The following is a 15412-nucleotide window of genomic DNA, read 5'->3' on the forward strand; positions in this document are numbered from 1 at the left end:
CCTTGTGGGAGCGAGCCTGCTCGCGAAAGCGGTGGATCAGCCAAGGTCGATGTTGACTGTTAAGCCGTCTTCGCGAGCAGGCTCGCTCCCACAGGGGGGGGGTGGTAGAACTTAGTGCTGCAGAATCTTGTTAAGGAAGTGCTGTGTACGCTCGGCGCGGTGGGTGATATCGCCGAAGAAGTCCTCTTTCTTGCAGTCTTCGATGATTTTGCCCTGGTCCATGAAAATCACGCGATCCGCCACTTTGCGGGCAAAGCCCATTTCGTGGGTCACGCACATCATGGTCATGCCTTCGTGGGCCAGTTGCACCATCACGTCGAGCACTTCGTTGACCATTTCAGGGTCCAGCGCCGAGGTCGGTTCGTCGAACAGCATGACGATCGGGTCCATCGCCAGCGCACGGGCAATTGCCACACGCTGTTGCTGGCCACCGGAGAGCTGGCCCGGGTGCTTGTGGGCGTGAGCCGAGAGGCCAACGCGCTCAAGCAGTTGCAGGCCTTTCTTGGTGGCTTCTTCCTTGCTGCGGCCCAACACCTTGATCTGCGCAATGGTCAGGTTTTCGGTGATGGTCAGGTGCGGGAACAGTTCGAAATGCTGGAACACCATGCCGACGCGCGAACGCAGTTTCGGCAGGTCGGTCTTCGGGTCGGCGATGGACGTGCCATCGACCACCACGTCGCCTTTCTGGAACGGTTCCAGGGCGTTGACGCATTTGATCAGGGTGGATTTGCCGGAACCGGACGGCCCGCACACCACGATCACTTCGCCTTTTTTGACCTCGGTGCTGCAATCAGTCAGTACCTGGAAGTCGCCATACCACTTGTTGACTTGCTTGATAGAGATCATACGGCAAACCTTTTTTGCAGACGCTTGACCAGCAGCGAGGCGGCAAAGCTGATTGTGAAGTACGTGAGACCTGCAAAGATCAGGAACTCGTTGGAGCGACCGATGATGTCGCCACTGGCACGGGAAGCATTGAGGAAGTCCACCAGGCCGACCGCGTAGACCAGCGAAGTGTCCTGGAACAGGATGATGCTCTGTTGCAGCAGCAGCGGGGTCATCTTGCGGAACGCTTGCGGCAGGATGATCAAACGCATCATCTGGCCATACGTCATGCCCAAAGCCTGGGCAGCACCCATCTGGCCCTTGGGAATCGACTGCACGCCGGCCCGGACGATTTCGCAGAAGTACGCCGCTTCGAACATCATGAAGGCCACGATGCAGGAGGCGAACGCGCCGATCGGGGTGTCTTCGCCGGTGATCCAGCGCAGCACGAACGGCACCGCCAGGTAGAACCAGGTGATGACCAGCAGCAGCGGGATCGAACGGAAATAGTTGACGTAGGCGCCAGCCAGGTTCGACAGCAGTTTGCTGTGGGACAGACGGCACAGCGCAAGGATGGTGCCGAGGATGATCCCGCCGACGACGCCCAGCGCCATCAGTTGCAGGGTCATGACCATGCCGTTCCACAAGCCCGGCAGGGACGGAACGATACCCGAGAAGTCGAATTCCATCATTTACCCCCTACGGAGATCAGGCCCGGTACGGCGACTTTCTTCTCGACCCCACGCATCAGCAGCATCAGGCTCATGTTCAGGGTGAAGTAGATCAGGGTGGCCAGGGTGAAGGCTTCGAACAGGTTGGCGGAGAACTCGGCGGTCTGTTTGGTCTGCGCGAGCAACTCCATCAGGCCGATCAGCGACGCCACGGAGGAGTTCTTGAACACGTTCAGGAATTCCGAGGTCAGCGGCGGAATGATGATCCGGTAGGCCTGGGGCAGCAGCACGTTCCAGTAGATCTGCGGCAGTTTGAAACCCATGGCGCGAGCGGCGGCTTCCTGGCCGCGAGGCAGCGCCTGGATGCCGGTACGCACTTGTTCGCATACACGAGCAGCGGTGAACAGGCCCAGGCAAACGACGACGCTGAGGAAAGCCGAGGTGGTCGGGTTCAGGTCCTGTTTGTACCAGTCCTGCAGGTTTTGCGGCAGCAGATCGGGCACCAGGAAGTACCAGATGAACAGCTGAACCAGCAGCGGCACATTACGGAAGAGTTCGACGTAGCAGGTCGCGATGCCCGATACGATGCGATTCGGCACGGTGCGCATGACACCCAGAATCGAGCCCAACAGCAGCGCGATGATCCAGGCGGCGACGGCGATGGCAATGGTCCAGCCCAAACCGGAGAGGTACCAGTCGAGATAAATCTCACTGCCCACGCCGGTGGACTTGAAGAACACGCTCCAGTCCCAGTTGTAATTCATTAGGGTCTCCCCTCAGATCGTTCGATGTACAAGTGCCCGCCTGGGGAAGCTCCGTTCCCGCCCGACTCTGGTGGTCAGGCACACACGAGCGGCTCGACAGCCACCGGTTCGAGTGTTTCCAGAAATGCCAGCAGGGAGTGACTATCCCCTGAAAGGGCAGTGGCCCTCTCAGGAGATAAGGTTAGTCAGAATTCAGGACTTTTTTTCTACAGGCTTGTCGTCAGCCGCTTTATCGGTCGGATTGGCGATCAGGGCCTTGAGCTCGTCGCTCATCGGGAAGTTCAGGTTCAGGCCTTTAGGCGGGATTGGCTGCATGAACCATTTTTCGTAGATCTTGTTGATCTCGCCCGAAGCGTAGGTTGCCTTGATGGCGTCATCCACCGCCTTCTTGAACGGCTCGTCGCCTTTGCGAACCATGCAGCCGTAGATCTCGTAGGACTGTGGAGTACCGGTCACGGCCCAGTCATCCGCCTTCTTGGCTTTGGCTGCTTCACCGGCCAGCAAGGCGTCGTCCATCATGAAAGCCACGGCGCGGCCGGTTTCCAGCATCTGGAAGGATTCGCCATGGTCTTTGGCGGAGATGACGTTCATGCCCATCTGCTTGTCGGCGTTCATCGACTTGATGATGCGCTCGGACGTGGTGCCCGCGGTAGTCACGACGTTTTTGCCTTTCAGGTCGCCGAAGTCCTTGTACGCGGAGTCTTTCTTGGAAAGAAGACGCGTACCGATTTCGAAAATGCCGACGGAGAAGGCAACTTGCTGCTGACGTTCCACGTTGTTGGTGGTGGAACCGCACTCGACGTCCACGGTGCCGTTCTGCACCAGCGGGATACGGGTTTGCGAGGTCACGAGGTTGTATTTGACCTGGAGGTTGGGCATGTCCAGGTCTTTCTTGATGGCTTCGACGATTTTCAGCTGGATATCGTGGGAGTAGCCGACCGGTTTGCCGGAAGCATCAGCGATATAGGAAAACGGGATGGAAGCGTCACGATGCCCGAGGGTGATCACACCGGACTCTTTGATCTTCTTCAGTGTGCCGGTGAGTTCGGCAGCGAAAACTGGAGTGCTAATCAGAGCGGCAGCAATGGCTGCGCCCAGGATATGGGGAACGATGCGCATCAAATTTTCCTCGACATTGTTTTTTTTATGGAGCCAGTTCATCGGCCCTTTTGTGCTTCGAATGCCTGACGGCTCCTGAAGTGGGTGCGCAACAGGCATTCGTCCAAGAGTGTAGAGCATGACTCGTGCCAGGCCAGGCGAGTCAAATCAAGTTATTGATTTATAAGGGGATTAAATATTTATGGCGTTCTTTTTTTGTGAAGGATAATCCGGTTAACCGAATCGACCGACAGGTCGTGTTCGGAAAACCGAATAGTGTTTGGGGCTGCCAGCTGATTATCGAAAATCAGCTTTCCTGGCTTAGCGGCGTTTCATGCAGGTAGATCCACTGGGCGTTGCGGTGATGCAGGTCAATGATCGCCACCGAAACCCTTGAGCTTTCGCGCTGGTCGAGGCGATGGGTTTCCTTGTAGCGGATCGCCACGCTGTGGCCTTCCTGCCAGACCGTTTGCAGGTCGCTGATGATGATCTCCAGACCTGGCTTGGCGCCGATTGCACCCTTGAACATCTGTTCGACCGTCGCCCGGCTGACGATGGTGGCCGAGGTGGTGACCATGCTGAAGTGCTCGGCGAATGCCGACATCAGCGGCTCGATCATGGCCTGTCCCTGACCGTTTGCATCGGAGAACAGGGTTTGAATCAACTCGTGCACGTGATGAACGCTGTGGTGCGCCTGTTCAACTATTTTGTTGTGCATGACAGTCCTTTTGAGTGTTCAACTGACTCAGTTGAAAGAGTGGAAACAGGCCCACCAGCGCGGCGATGGCGAAGGTCGCGTGATAGGCCTGGGTGGTATCGAAGTGCTTCAAGAGCAGGTTGAAAACCATCAGGAACAGGGCGGCACCGATGCTGAATGACATCTGTCGGTTGATGTTCCAGATGACACTGGCCTTGTGCGTGTCATTGCCCTCGAAGTCCATCAGCGATGTGGTTTGTGCGGTGTTGGCACCGATGCCACCGCCAATCCCCATCAAGCTGTAGGCGATGACTATTACCCGGAGGTCCGAGGGATCGTTGACCATTAACAGGGTGGCAATGCCGGCGCTGTGCAACAGCATGCCGAGGGCAAACAACCGTTTGGCGCCCATCCGGTTGTAGGTCCGGCCACAGATCAACATCGCGATGAATGCGCCGATGGCGTAGAGGATCATGAACATCCCAGTCAGTCGGGCGCTGAAGTGCAGGGTGTTTTGCAGGAAGAAGATGCTCATCAGGTTGACCCCCGTGAACACACCGGGAATCGCGTAATAGATAAAGATGGAGGTGCTGAGTTTTTTGCTTTTGAGCAGGCTCAGTTCAATGATCGGGTTTTTGCAGCGGCGGTAGTGCAGCCCGTACAGCAGGACAAACGTAACGCCGGCCGTGACGAAGAGGGCGGCCACCCAGGCCGGAGCGTCGCCGCCATACAACGACATGCCCATCAACAGGCTGCCGAGTGCGGCGCTGACCAGCAGCAAACCCTTGATGTCGGGCCGGGGCAAACTTGTCGGCCGCGCTTCGTTGATCCAGAACCAGGACAGCAAAGCCGCGATCAGCGAGAACGGGATGTTGCTGTAGAACACCCAGCGCCAGGAACTGCTGTCGACGATGATGCCGCCGATGGTCGGTGAAATGGCGGGCGCTATCAGGGCAACAGCCATGACCAACGTGGATATTTTCGCCCGCTGCTCACCCTTGAACAGGTTGAATGTCAGTGCCTGGCCGACTGGAATCAACAGACCGCCGCCCATCCCCTGGACGAAGCGCCAGATCACCAGCTCGTTGAAACTGTCGGCCAGCCCGCACATCCACACGGAGGCTGTGAACACGATCATCGAGGCGGTGAGGATTTCCCGACTGCCAAAACGACCGGCCAGCCAGGTGCTGACCGGGATGATCAGTGTCAGCCCCAGAATATAAGCGTTAGCCACCCAGGCAACGTCTGAAGTACTAACGTGCAGCGCCGCCGATAGAGTCGGTAGTGCGACCGCCGATATAAAGATGTTAATGCAGTCTATAAAAAAGCCGATGAGAAATATCAGTGCAACTTTGTAGCGATAGGTCATGTTGTTTCCCCTTTGTCGCAAAGCATAGGGGCGATGGACTTGAGCTGTCGATACGACTATCCTTGAAACAATGTTTGACGGGATTGAACAGTGAGCTCTATTGCTATGCACACTCATCTTAATCGGGTACAGACATTTCTGGCGGTGGTCGATTTTGGTTCTTACACCAAGGCCGCCAATTACCTGAATATCAGCAAAGCCATGGCCAGCCTGCATGTCAAGGCGCTGGAGGATGTGCTGTCTGCAACGTTGTTGATTCGAAGTACCCGAAATATCTCCCTCACGGAAATAGGTCAGGATTTTTATGAATCGTTCAAAGGTATTGTCGCGGACATCGATAGTGCCTTCGATAATGTATTGAAAGGTCATAATCGTGTCACCGGCAAGTTGCGGTTCAGTTCCACCATAGAATACGGCGAGGCTTATATCCTTCCGTTGATACCGCAATTTATAGAGCGCTATCCGGAAATAAAACTTTGCTATGACTTTAACTCTTCACTCAATGATCTGGTGGCGGAAAAGTTAGACCTGGTTATTCGTCTGGGCAACTTGGCAGACTCGGCTTTCAAGAGCCGTAAGCTGGCGGATTATGAAATTGTCCTGGTGGCTACGCAGACGTTCCTTGCGCGTCACCCGGTGCAAACGCCTCAGGACCTGAACTCGGTGCCGTGGATCGCCAACAGCAACCTGCAGGCACCGACCCAGTGGACGTTGCGTCATCCGCAATCAGGGGCTGTCGAGATCAACGGGATCAATCAGTTTGAATCCAACTCTTCCACGGCCATTCGCTCCATGACGTTGTCGTCGCTGGGCGTCTCGGTGCTGCCCGCCTGGGTGGTCAAGGACGACATCGCCAGCGAGCGGCTGATTCGCCTGTTGCCCGACTATTCGCTGCCCTCGCAGTCCGTCAGCGTGGTGTTTCCCAACAGCCCGCATTTGCCCCACAAAACGAGGGCGTTCATTGATTTCCTGTTGCTGCATCTGGCGCAATGAGCGCCTGCAAAAAAGCCCCTGAATCGTCGGATTCAGGGGCTTTCATTTAAACGGATGGCGATCAGGCCGCTTCGATCTTGCTGCGGTTCTGCTCGACCTTGCTCAGGTAATCCACCAGTTTCTGCTGTTCCGCCGGGGTAGTGAACAAGCCCAATTTGCTGCGGCGCCACAGAATGTCATGGGCGGTGGTTGCCCACTCTTCGCTGCACAGGTAATCGACTTCGCGGGTGTAGAGACCGCCGCCGATGTGGTCGCCCAGGTCGTTGAGGTTCTGCACGCCTTCCATCATGCGCCAGGTGCGGCTGCCATAGGTGGTTGCCCAGCGGCGTGAGATTTCAGTCGGAACCCAGTCGAACTTGTCGCGAATCAGCGAGCTCAGCGCCTGCGGGGTGGTCATGTCTTCGCCGCCCGGCAGGGTGGCGCTGGCAGTCCAGCTTGGCTTGATGTGCGTGAAGTACGGCGCCAATTGTGCCAGCGCCGACTCGGCCAGTTTGCGGTAGGTGGTCAGCTTGCCGCCGAACACCGACAGCAACGGCGCTTCTTCGCCAGTGCCCGAGAGCGCCAGGGTGTAGTCGCGGGTGACGGCTGACGGGTTGTCGGATTCGTCGTTGCACAGCGGACGGACGCCGGAATAGCTGTGCAGGATATCGTCGCGGCTGATCTGCTTCTTGAAGTGGGCGTTGACCACTTTCAGCAGGTAATCGGTTTCGCCTTCGGTGATCACCACTTTGGCCGGATCGCCGGTGTACTCGCGGTCGGTGGTGCCGATCAGGGTGAAGTGATTGAGGTACGGAATGGTGAAGACGATGCGCTGATCTTCGTTTTGCAGAATGTGCGCGTGTTCGCCTTCATACAGTTTTGGCACGATCAGGTGGCTGCCCTGAATCAGGCGAATGCCGTAGGGCGATTCCATCTTCAGGTCATCACGAATGAACTTGGCGACCCAAGGGCCGGCGGCGTTCACCAGCGCTTTGGCGCGGATCGAAAACAGGCTGCCGTCGGCGCGCTCCAGGTGCAGATGCCACAGGCCCTTGGTACGACGGGCACTGACGCAGCGGGTCTGGGTGTGAACGTGGGCGCCTTTCTCGCGGGCGGCCATGGCGTTCAGCACCACCAGGCGCGCATCGTCGACCCAGCAATCGGAGTATTCGAAGCCTTTGGTGATTTCGCTTTTCAGCGGGCTGTCCGGACCGAACTTCAGGCTTTTCGAGCCTTCGAGTTTTTCCCGCTTGCCGAGGTTGTCATACAGGAACAGGCCGGCGCGGATCATCCAGGCTGGACGCAGGTGCGGACGGTGCGGCAACACGAAGCGCATCTGCTTAACGATGTGCGGCGCCTTGGCCAGCAGCACTTCGCGTTCGGCGAGGGCTTCGCGTACCAGGCGGAATTCGTAATGTTCGAGGTAGCGCAAGCCGCCGTGGATCAGCTTGCTGCTGGCCGACGAAGTGTGGCTGGCAAGGTCATCTTTTTCGCAAAGGAACACCGAAAGGCCGCGACCGGCGGCATCCGCTGCGATCCCAACGCCATTGATCCCACCACCGATGACGGCGATGTCGTAGACCTCAGCGAGAGGGGGCGTAGGCAAGGTAGAAGTGGGCATCGGCTGGCCTCGGGCTCTTTTGATTTTCTGTATTGGAATTCGAACATTAATGTTCATTTGCGAAAATGGTAGCCCATAAAGCCGCCCACAGCCAGTCAACTTCGATTGAAAATACTGATCGAAGGGCCGAGAAAGGAAAATATACGAACATTAAATGAGGGGGGGGGAGGCTTTTGTGGCGAGGGAGCTTGCTCAGCAGACGCAAATCAGACGACACGCTCTTCCTGAAATACAACGATTACCGGTTTCAGGGCTGCTTCGCAGCCCAGTGGGAGCAAGCTCCCTCGCCACAAGGGAGCGCGCTGTTTGGAGAGGGTTAAACGACTTCCAGCCGAATCTTGTGCTGACTCAGCAGTTGCGCCAGCGCCGGCGAAGGTTGTTGGTCGGTGACCAGGCAATCAATCAGGCTGATCGGCCCCAGGCGAATCATGGCGTTGCGCCCGAATTTGCTGGAGTCAGCCGCCAGAATGACCTTCCGGGCGTTGGCGATGATTGCCTGGGATACCCGCACTTCCTGATAATCGAAGTCCAGCAGGCTGCCGTCTTCATCGATACCGCTGATGCCGACCAAGGCAAAGTCGACTTTGAACTGGTTGATGAAATCGACACTCGCCTGGCCGACCACGCCACCGTCGCGCCGCACATTGCCGCCCGTCAGCAGAACGTCGAAGTCGTCCTTGGCGCTGAGCATCGAGGCCACGTGCAGGTTGTTGGTGATGATTTTCAAGTGGTTGTGGTTGAGCAGCGCCCGGGCAATCGATTCGGTGGTAGTACCGATATTGATGAACAGCGAGGCGTGATCCGGGATCTGAGCCGCAATGGCTTCACCGATACGCTGCTTCTCATCGCGCATCTGGTCGGCGCGCATGGCGTAGGCGGTGTTCTCGACACTGGAATCGTAGGCTGCGCCGCCATGGTAGCGACGCAACAAATTGGCTTCCGCGAGCTGATTGATATCGCGGCGGATGGTTTGCGGTGTAACGACGAACAGCGTAGCCATTTCCTCGATGCTGACATAGCCGCGTTCGCGGACCAGTTCGAGGATTTGCTGCTGACGGGGAGGCAGATTCATGGGGCTTCCTTTGGCTGCCGTGCAAAATTTGCCCATGATGCCGCAGGAATCTGCTCCCTACCAGTTACATACCGATACGAGTACTCAGGTTGGCTTATTCAGCGCCTTCATGTGGTTCCCAGTCGCGGGTGCGGCTGACGGCTTTTTTCCAGCCGGCGTAGAGTTTTTCCTTGGCGGTTTCGTCCAGGGTCGGTTCGAATTCGCGTTCGATCACCGCCTTGCCGCGCAGCTCATCCAGGCTGCCCCAGAAGCCACACGCCAGGCCGGCCAGGTAAGCGGCGCCCAGTGCAGTGGTTTCGCGCATTTGCGGACGCTCGACCTGAGTGCCGAGGATGTCGGCCTGGAACTGCATCAGGAAGTTGTTCGCAACCGCGCCGCCGTCCACGCGCAGGGATTTCAGACGTTCGCCGGAATCCTGTTGCATGGCGTCCAGCACGTCGCGGGTCTGGTAGGCAATCGACTCCAGGGCTGCACGAATAATGTGATCCACACGTACGCCGCGGGTCAGACCGAACAGGGCGCCACGGGCATACGGGTCCCAGTAAGGCGCGCCGAGGCCGGTGAAGGCTGGCACCAGGTACACGCCGTTGCTGTCCTTGACCTTGTTGGCGAAGTATTCGGTGTCGTGGGCGTCGTTGATGATCTTCAGTTCGTCACGCAGCCACTGAACGGTCGAGCCACCGTTGAACACTGCGCCTTCGAGCGCGTAAGCCACTTCGCCACGCGGGCCGCAGGCGATGGTGGTGAGCATGCCGTGCTTGGATTTCACGGCTTTGTCGCCCGTGTTCATCAGCAGGAAGCAGCCGGTGCCGTAGGTGTTTTTCGCCTGGCCCGGCTCGACGCACATCTGGCCGAACAGGGCGGCCTGCTGGTCGCCAGCGATGCCGCCGATGGCGATGCCGCTTTTGGTGTGGCCGTAGATTTCGGACGAAGATTTAACTTCCGGCAGCATCTCGCGCGGAATATCCAGTATCTCCAGCATCTTCGTGTCCCACTCAAGCGTGTGGATGTTGAAGAGCATGGTGCGCGAGGCGTTGGTGTAGTCGGTGACGTGGACCTTGCCGCCGGTAAATTTCCAGATCAGCCAGCTGTCGACGGTCCCGAACAGCAGTTCGCCGTTGCGCGCACGCTCGCGGCTGCCTTCGACGTTGTCGAGGATCCACTTGAGCTTGGTGCCGGAGAAGTACGGGTCGGTGACCAGGCCGGTGGTCTCGCTGATGTATTGCTCGTGGCCGTCGCGTTTGAGCTGCTGGCAAATCTCGGTGCTGCGGCGGCACTGCCAGACGATCGCGTTGTAGATCGGGCGGCCGGTGGTCTTGTCCCAGACCACGGTGGTTTCGCGCTGGTTGGTGATGCCGATGGCCGCGACCTGGTCGTGATGCAGGCCGGCTTGAGCCAGGGCCTCGACCATCACGGCGCTTTGGGTGGCGAAGATTTCCATCGGGTCGTGTTCGACCCAACCGGCTTGCGGGTAATGCTGGACGAATTCGCGCTGGGCGGTGCAGACCACGTTCGCGTCGCGGTCGAAAATGATCGCGCGGGAGCTGGTCGTACCCTGATCGAGGGCAATGATGTAGTTCTTATTCTGAATGTCGGTCATGTCGATTGCCTTGGACGAAAAAAGGAAGAGAGGTCCGGCGCGTGATCTTATGGGCAGGATCACGCGCCTACGGTATCAAGAAGTTCTTGGTTTGCCGTCAATGGCCGGTGTTACGTCCTGTGTAGCAGGTGTGGCGCTGGGCAGATGACGGGCAATCAGCCCGCGATACGCGGCAGCGCCGAGGCAGGCACCGACAATCGGTGCAAAAATCGGAATCAGGAAATACGGGATATCGCGGCCGCCGGTGAGGGAAATTTCACCCCAGCCGGTGAAGAAAGTCATCAGCTTCGGACCGAAATCACGCGCCGGGTTCATCGCGAAACCGGTCAGCGGGCCCATCGAGCTGCCAATCACGGCGATCAGCAAGCCAATCAGCAGCGGTGCCAGCGGCCCTTTTGGCAGGCCATTGTTGTCATCGGTCAGGGACATGATCACGCCCATCAGGATGGCGGTGATGATGACTTCCACCAGGAAAGCCTGGGCGGTGGACAGGGCCGGGTTGGGGAAGGTGGAGAACACCGACGCCAATTCGAGGCTCGCCTGGGTGCCACGGACCATATGGTGAGTTTGTTCGAAATCGAAGAATAGATTGCTGTACAGCGTGTAGACCAAAAATGCGCCGCAGAACGCGCCAGCAATTTGAGCGAGGATATAGAACGGCAGTTTGCGTTTTTCGAAGTCGGCGAAAATGCTCAGTGCGATGCTCACGGCGGGATTGAGGTGAGCCCCGGAAACCCCGGCGGTCAGGTAGATCGCCATGCTCACGCCGACGCCCCAGATGATGCTGATTTCCCACAGGCCAAAGCTGGCACCCGCGACCTTGAGAGCGGCAACACAACCGGTGCCGAAAAAGATAAGCAGTGCAGTGCCCAGAAACTCGGCCATGCATTGGCTTGAGAGCGACGGTTGTTGTAAAGCAGTTGTCATTGAAAACCTCGTTTTTGTTGTTGTCTGGCGCTTCTTTCATCATGGCCAAAGCGCGTTTTCCACCGAGGCAGAATCCCCATCCTGTTCTCGGCCCGCTACTGGGGTGCTGCGATGACACATTCGTACAGTATTCAGATTCGAAAAAATATAGACAAGAAACGCTGCTGTCAAAGGTCGAAAGTGAACTGTCGGTCACAATTCAACTATTAGTCATGTGAATGATCGTATTGTTCACGCGACCGGCCAGGCACGGACGAACGGTAGCCTGTGCCGTCAAGCCGCTGAAACAGTGGCGCAATAGAGCCTTTTGCCGACCAATGTCCTAGAATCCAGCGCAGGATTTTTCTACTGCCGCCCACTCTGGAGCTGCCATGACCCCCGCATTGGATTTGTTGAAAAAAGTTCGAGCCGAACATCGCGTGCACAGTTATGAACATGATCCAAAGGCTGCGTCCTATGGGCTGGAGGCCGCGGAGAAACTGGGGCTGAACCCGGCGCAAGTGTTCAAGACGCTGCTGGCCGCGAGTGAGAAAGGTGAGTTGCTGGTAGCGGTGGTGCCGGTCGTCGGAACTTTGGACTTGAAGCATCTGGCTCACGCGGCGGGCGTGAAAAAAGCCGAAATGGCCGATCCTGCCGCGGCGCAACGCGCGACGGGTTATCTGTTGGGCGGGATCAGTCCGTTAGGGCAGAAGAAGCGCTTGCGCACTTTTATTGATAACTCCGCTCAGCCCTTTGCGACCATTTTCGTCAGCGCCGGCCGGCGCGGTCTTGAGGTTGAATTGGCGCCGGCGGTCCTGGCCGAACACACTCAGGCCAAGTTTGCCGATATCGGCCGCGCCTGAATCAGGGGAGAAGGTTATGCAGCTTGAATTTCATCAAGTCGATGCGTTCAGTGATCGTCCGTTCAGTGGTAACCCGGCCATGGTGTATCGGCTCGAGGCGTGGCTAGCCGATGAGTTGATGCAGAAGATTGCCGCCGAACATAACCTCGCCGAAACCGCCTTCGTGGTGCGTGAAGGGCAGGGTTGGCACATTCGCTGGTTTACCCCGACGACCGAAGTGCCATTGTGCGGCCATGCGACCCTGGCCAGCGCGCATGTGTTGTTTGACATCTATAAGGAGCCGGTCGAGCGCCTGGACTTCATCTGCAAGTCCGGCCCGTTGAGCGTAAGCCGCGAGGACGGGCGCTTGTGGCTGGATTTTCCGGCCGTCGTGCCATCTGAAGTGGGCGTGACCCTGGATGTCGAGCGCGCCTTGGGCGTCGAAGTGGTCGATGTTCTGGGTTCCAACGAGTTGTTCGTGGTGTTGGAGTCCGAGCAGGCCGTGCTCAACTGCCAGCCAGACATGATCGCCCTGGCCAAGCTGCCGTGGCCGGGTGCAATCGTCACCGCCAAGGGGAGTCAGCATGATTTCGTGTCCCGGTACTTTGCCCCGGCAATCGGCATCAATGAAGACCCGGTGACCGGTTCGACCCATTGCAGCTTGATTCCATATTGGTCGAAGCGGTTGGGCAAGACGAGTCTCAGCGCTTATCAGTGCTCGAAGCGAGGCGGGGCGTTGTTCTGCCGACTGGAAGGGGACCGGGTGAAGATAGGCGGGAATGCGACGCTGGTTGCGAGCGGAACACTCATTCTCGGTTAACCCAAATTTGATGTGGGAGTGAGCAGCCACGCTCCCACATTTTTGTCCGTGTGTATTAGCTGGCGGTGCTGTAGCGCCGGACACCGGACTCTACCACCGGAATCTGCGCAGCCGTGCTGCCCGATGCCTGGAACAGCACCAGGTGTTCAGCCGCGACTCGAATACCCACTTCGGCACCGACTTGATGATCGGCATGGCTCGGGAAAATCGACTCCAGTTGCGCCCCGGTCGGCAGCTGCAAACGGTACAACGTCGAGGCCCCTTGGAACGACTTGCCGACAATCCGCGCCTTTAAACCGCTGTCGGGTGCATAAACGATATCGTCCGGACGCAGCAACACATCCACCGCACCGCCCACGGGCCAGGTGTAGGCACGATTGCCGCGCAACTCACCCAATTCGGTCTGCACCGACTCGGGGCTGCTCAGCTGGCCGCGAATGAAATAACCCTGGCCAATGAAGCTGGCCACAAACGGCGTCAGTGGCTCGTGATACAGGTTGTAGGGCGTGTCCCATTGTTCCAGCCGACCTTCCTTGAACACCCCGACATGATCGCTCACCGCGAAGGCTTCTTCCTGGTCGTGGGTCACCAGAATCGCGCTGGTGCCACGGGCCTTGAGAATGTCGCGCACCTCATGGCTGAGCTTGCGTCGCAGTTCGCCATCGAGGTTGGAGAATGGTTCGTCGAGCAACAGCAATTGCGGTTCCGGTGCCAGTGCGCGGGCCAGCGCGACACGCTGCTGCTGACCACCGGACAACTCGTGCGGAAAGCGCTTGCCGAGGTTTTTCAGGTTGACCAGCTCCAGCAACTCTTCGGTGACACGATCCTTTTGCGGGTGCTTGCGGATCCCGAAGGCGATGTTCTCGGCCACGCTCAAATGCGGAAACAGCGCGTAGTCCTGGAACACCATGCCGATCCGGCGTTTCTCCGGGGCAAGGGTGAAACCGGCGCGGGAGATGGTCTCGCCTGCGAGGGTGATTTCACCTTCCTGCACCGGTTCGAAACCGGCAATCGCCCGTAGCGTGGTGGTCTTGCCGCAGCCCGAGGAGCCCAGCAGGCAACCGATGTCACCGGCATTCAAATGCAAGTTGAGGTTCTGCACGACGCGCTGGTCTTGATAGCCGCAGGCGAGGTTGCGCAGGTTAAGCAGTAATGGAGGGCTCATGCGTGGTGATACGCCGGCTCGACGAGGAACTCGAGCAGGGCCTTTTGTGCGTGAAGGCGGTTTTCCGCCTGGTCCCAGGCGACCGAGCGCTTGTCATCGAGCACGTCGAAGCTGATTTCCTCGCCACGGTGGGCCGGCAGGCAGTGCATGAACAGCACATCCTCGGCCGCCAGGTCGAGCAGGGCGCGAGTCACCTGGAACGGCGCGAACAGCTTCAGGCGCTTGGCGGTTTCTTCTTCCTGGCCCATGGAGGTCCAGACATCGGTGCTCACCAGGTGGGCGCCGCGCACGGCATCCTTCGGATCGCGGACGATGGTCACGCGATCGCCGGCCATGGCCACGAACTGCGGGTTGGGTTCAAACCCTTCAGGGCAGGCGATGCGCAACTGGAAGTCGAACTGGATCGCCGCTTCTATATAGCTGTTGCACATGTTGTTGCCGTCGCCGATCCAGGCCACGGTCTTACCCTGAATCGAGCCGCGATGTTCGAGGAACGTCTGCATGTCGGCCAGCAACTGGCACGGATGCAGGTCATCGGACAGGCCGTTGATCACGGGAACGCGGGAATTGGCGGCGAATTCGGTCAGGGTGCTGTGGGCAAAGGTGCGGATCATCACGGCGTCGAGCATGCTCGACATCACGATGGCGCAGTCGCCGATCGGCTCGCCACGGCCCAGTTGCGTGTCGCGCGGCGACAGGAAGATGGCCTGGCCGCCGAGCTGGATCATGCCGGCTTCGAACGAAATACGGGTACGGGTCGAGGACTTCTCGAAAATCATCCCGAGTACGCGGTTTTTCAGAGGCTCGAACAGTACGCCGCGGTTACGCAGGTCTTTGAGCTCAACGCCTCGACGGATCACGCTGACCAGCTCTTCGGGCGTGCAATCCATCAGGGAGAGAAAGTGCCTTGCGCTCATCATTGACTACCTTTTTGCAACAGACCGCAGATACTCAAAGCCTTGTTTAACTGAAAAACGGGCGAGACCTGCG

General features: G+C 58.2%; 15 protein-coding genes. 3 read left to right on the forward strand and 12 right to left on the reverse strand.

Going from position 1 to position 15412, the window contains the following annotated elements:
• Positions 1-111: 111 nt before the first annotated feature.
• The 6 genes from FBY01_RS15875 to FBY01_RS15900 form a co-directional block, all read right to left on the reverse strand.
• Complete coding sequence (locus FBY01_RS15875) at positions 112-846, reverse strand: amino acid ABC transporter ATP-binding protein (protein ID WP_102594572.1); 735 nt, start codon at positions 844-846, stop codon at positions 112-114.
• Positions 843-1514, reverse strand: a complete 672-nt coding sequence (locus FBY01_RS15880) for an amino acid ABC transporter permease (protein WP_010457704.1) — start codon at positions 1512-1514, stop codon at positions 843-845. The genes FBY01_RS15875 and FBY01_RS15880 overlap by 4 nt, the downstream gene beginning before the upstream one ends.
• Positions 1514-2260: an amino acid ABC transporter permease gene (locus FBY01_RS15885; protein ID WP_010457703.1), complete on the reverse strand. Its 747-nt coding sequence runs from the start codon at positions 2258-2260 to the stop codon at positions 1514-1516. Before FBY01_RS15885 ends, FBY01_RS15880 begins: the two co-directional genes overlap by 1 nt.
• A gap of 192 nt (positions 2261-2452) precedes the next feature.
• Positions 2453-3379 (reverse strand): glutamate/aspartate ABC transporter substrate-binding protein, encoded by a 927-nt coding sequence (locus FBY01_RS15890; protein ID WP_145308525.1) that lies wholly within the window; start codon positions 3377-3379, stop codon positions 2453-2455.
• Positions 3380-3665: 286 nt separating this feature from the next.
• Positions 3666-4076 carry a DUF4440 domain-containing protein gene (locus tag FBY01_RS15895; RefSeq protein ID WP_145308527.1) on the reverse strand — a complete coding sequence of 137 codons (411 nt, stop codon included), beginning with the start codon at positions 4074-4076 and terminating at the stop codon, positions 3666-3668.
• On the reverse strand, positions 4057-5424 hold the full coding sequence (locus tag FBY01_RS15900; RefSeq protein ID WP_145308529.1) for an MFS transporter: 1368 nt from the start codon (positions 5422-5424) through the stop codon (positions 4057-4059). Before FBY01_RS15900 ends, FBY01_RS15895 begins: the two co-directional genes overlap by 20 nt.
• Positions 5425-5529: 105 nt before the next feature.
• Here FBY01_RS15900 and FBY01_RS15905 point away from each other — a divergent pair, with 105 nt between their 5' ends.
• On the forward strand, positions 5530-6417 hold the full coding sequence (locus FBY01_RS15905; protein ID WP_145308563.1) for a LysR family transcriptional regulator: 888 nt from the start codon (positions 5530-5532) through the stop codon (positions 6415-6417).
• Between the two features lie 61 nt (positions 6418-6478).
• Here FBY01_RS15905 and glpD read toward each other — a convergent pair whose 3' ends face one another.
• The 4 genes from glpD to FBY01_RS15925 all read right to left on the reverse strand — a co-directional run bounded on the left by glpD (position 6479) and on the right by FBY01_RS15925 (position 11616).
• Positions 6479-8017 carry a glycerol-3-phosphate dehydrogenase gene (gene glpD / locus FBY01_RS15910; protein WP_145308531.1) on the reverse strand — a complete coding sequence of 513 codons (1539 nt, stop codon included), beginning with the start codon at positions 8015-8017 and terminating at the stop codon, positions 6479-6481.
• A gap of 316 nt (positions 8018-8333) precedes the next feature.
• The gene (locus FBY01_RS15915) at positions 8334-9089 is read right to left on the reverse strand and encodes a DeoR/GlpR family transcriptional regulator (RefSeq protein WP_010457697.1); all 756 of its coding nucleotides are present in this window, start codon (positions 9087-9089) and stop codon (positions 8334-8336) included.
• Positions 9090-9183: 94 nt separating this feature from the next.
• The gene (glpK, locus tag FBY01_RS15920; RefSeq protein ID WP_077749900.1) at positions 9184-10689 is read right to left on the reverse strand and encodes a glycerol kinase GlpK; all 1506 of its coding nucleotides are present in this window, start codon (positions 10687-10689) and stop codon (positions 9184-9186) included.
• A gap of 75 nt (positions 10690-10764) precedes the next feature.
• Positions 10765-11616, reverse strand: a complete 852-nt coding sequence (locus FBY01_RS15925) for an MIP/aquaporin family protein (protein ID WP_010457695.1) — start codon at positions 11614-11616, stop codon at positions 10765-10767.
• 371 nt (positions 11617-11987) lie between these two features.
• Here FBY01_RS15925 and ybaK point away from each other — a divergent pair, with 371 nt between their 5' ends.
• Positions 11988-12458 (forward strand): Cys-tRNA(Pro) deacylase, encoded by a 471-nt coding sequence (gene ybaK, locus FBY01_RS15930; protein ID WP_077749898.1) that lies wholly within the window; start codon positions 11988-11990, stop codon positions 12456-12458.
• Positions 12459-12474: 16 nt separating this feature from the next.
• Positions 12475-13257: a PhzF family phenazine biosynthesis protein gene (locus tag FBY01_RS15935; protein WP_010457693.1), complete on the forward strand. Its 783-nt coding sequence runs from the start codon at positions 12475-12477 to the stop codon at positions 13255-13257.
• Between the two features lie 55 nt (positions 13258-13312).
• Here FBY01_RS15935 and FBY01_RS15940 read toward each other — a convergent pair whose 3' ends face one another.
• Together FBY01_RS15940 and argF are read right to left on the reverse strand one after the other, a co-directional pair.
• On the reverse strand, positions 13313-14422 hold the full coding sequence (locus tag FBY01_RS15940) for an ABC transporter ATP-binding protein (protein ID WP_010457692.1): 1110 nt from the start codon (positions 14420-14422) through the stop codon (positions 13313-13315).
• Positions 14419-15339 carry an ornithine carbamoyltransferase gene (argF, locus tag FBY01_RS15945; RefSeq protein WP_145308533.1) on the reverse strand — a complete coding sequence of 307 codons (921 nt, stop codon included), beginning with the start codon at positions 15337-15339 and terminating at the stop codon, positions 14419-14421. The genes FBY01_RS15940 and argF overlap by 4 nt, the downstream gene beginning before the upstream one ends.
• Positions 15340-15412 lie beyond the last annotated feature (73 nt).

Origin of the sequence: Pseudomonas sp. SJZ077 (assembly GCF_007993905.1) — a bacterium.
GTDB lineage: Bacteria > Pseudomonadota > Gammaproteobacteria > Pseudomonadales > Pseudomonadaceae > Aquipseudomonas > Aquipseudomonas mandelii.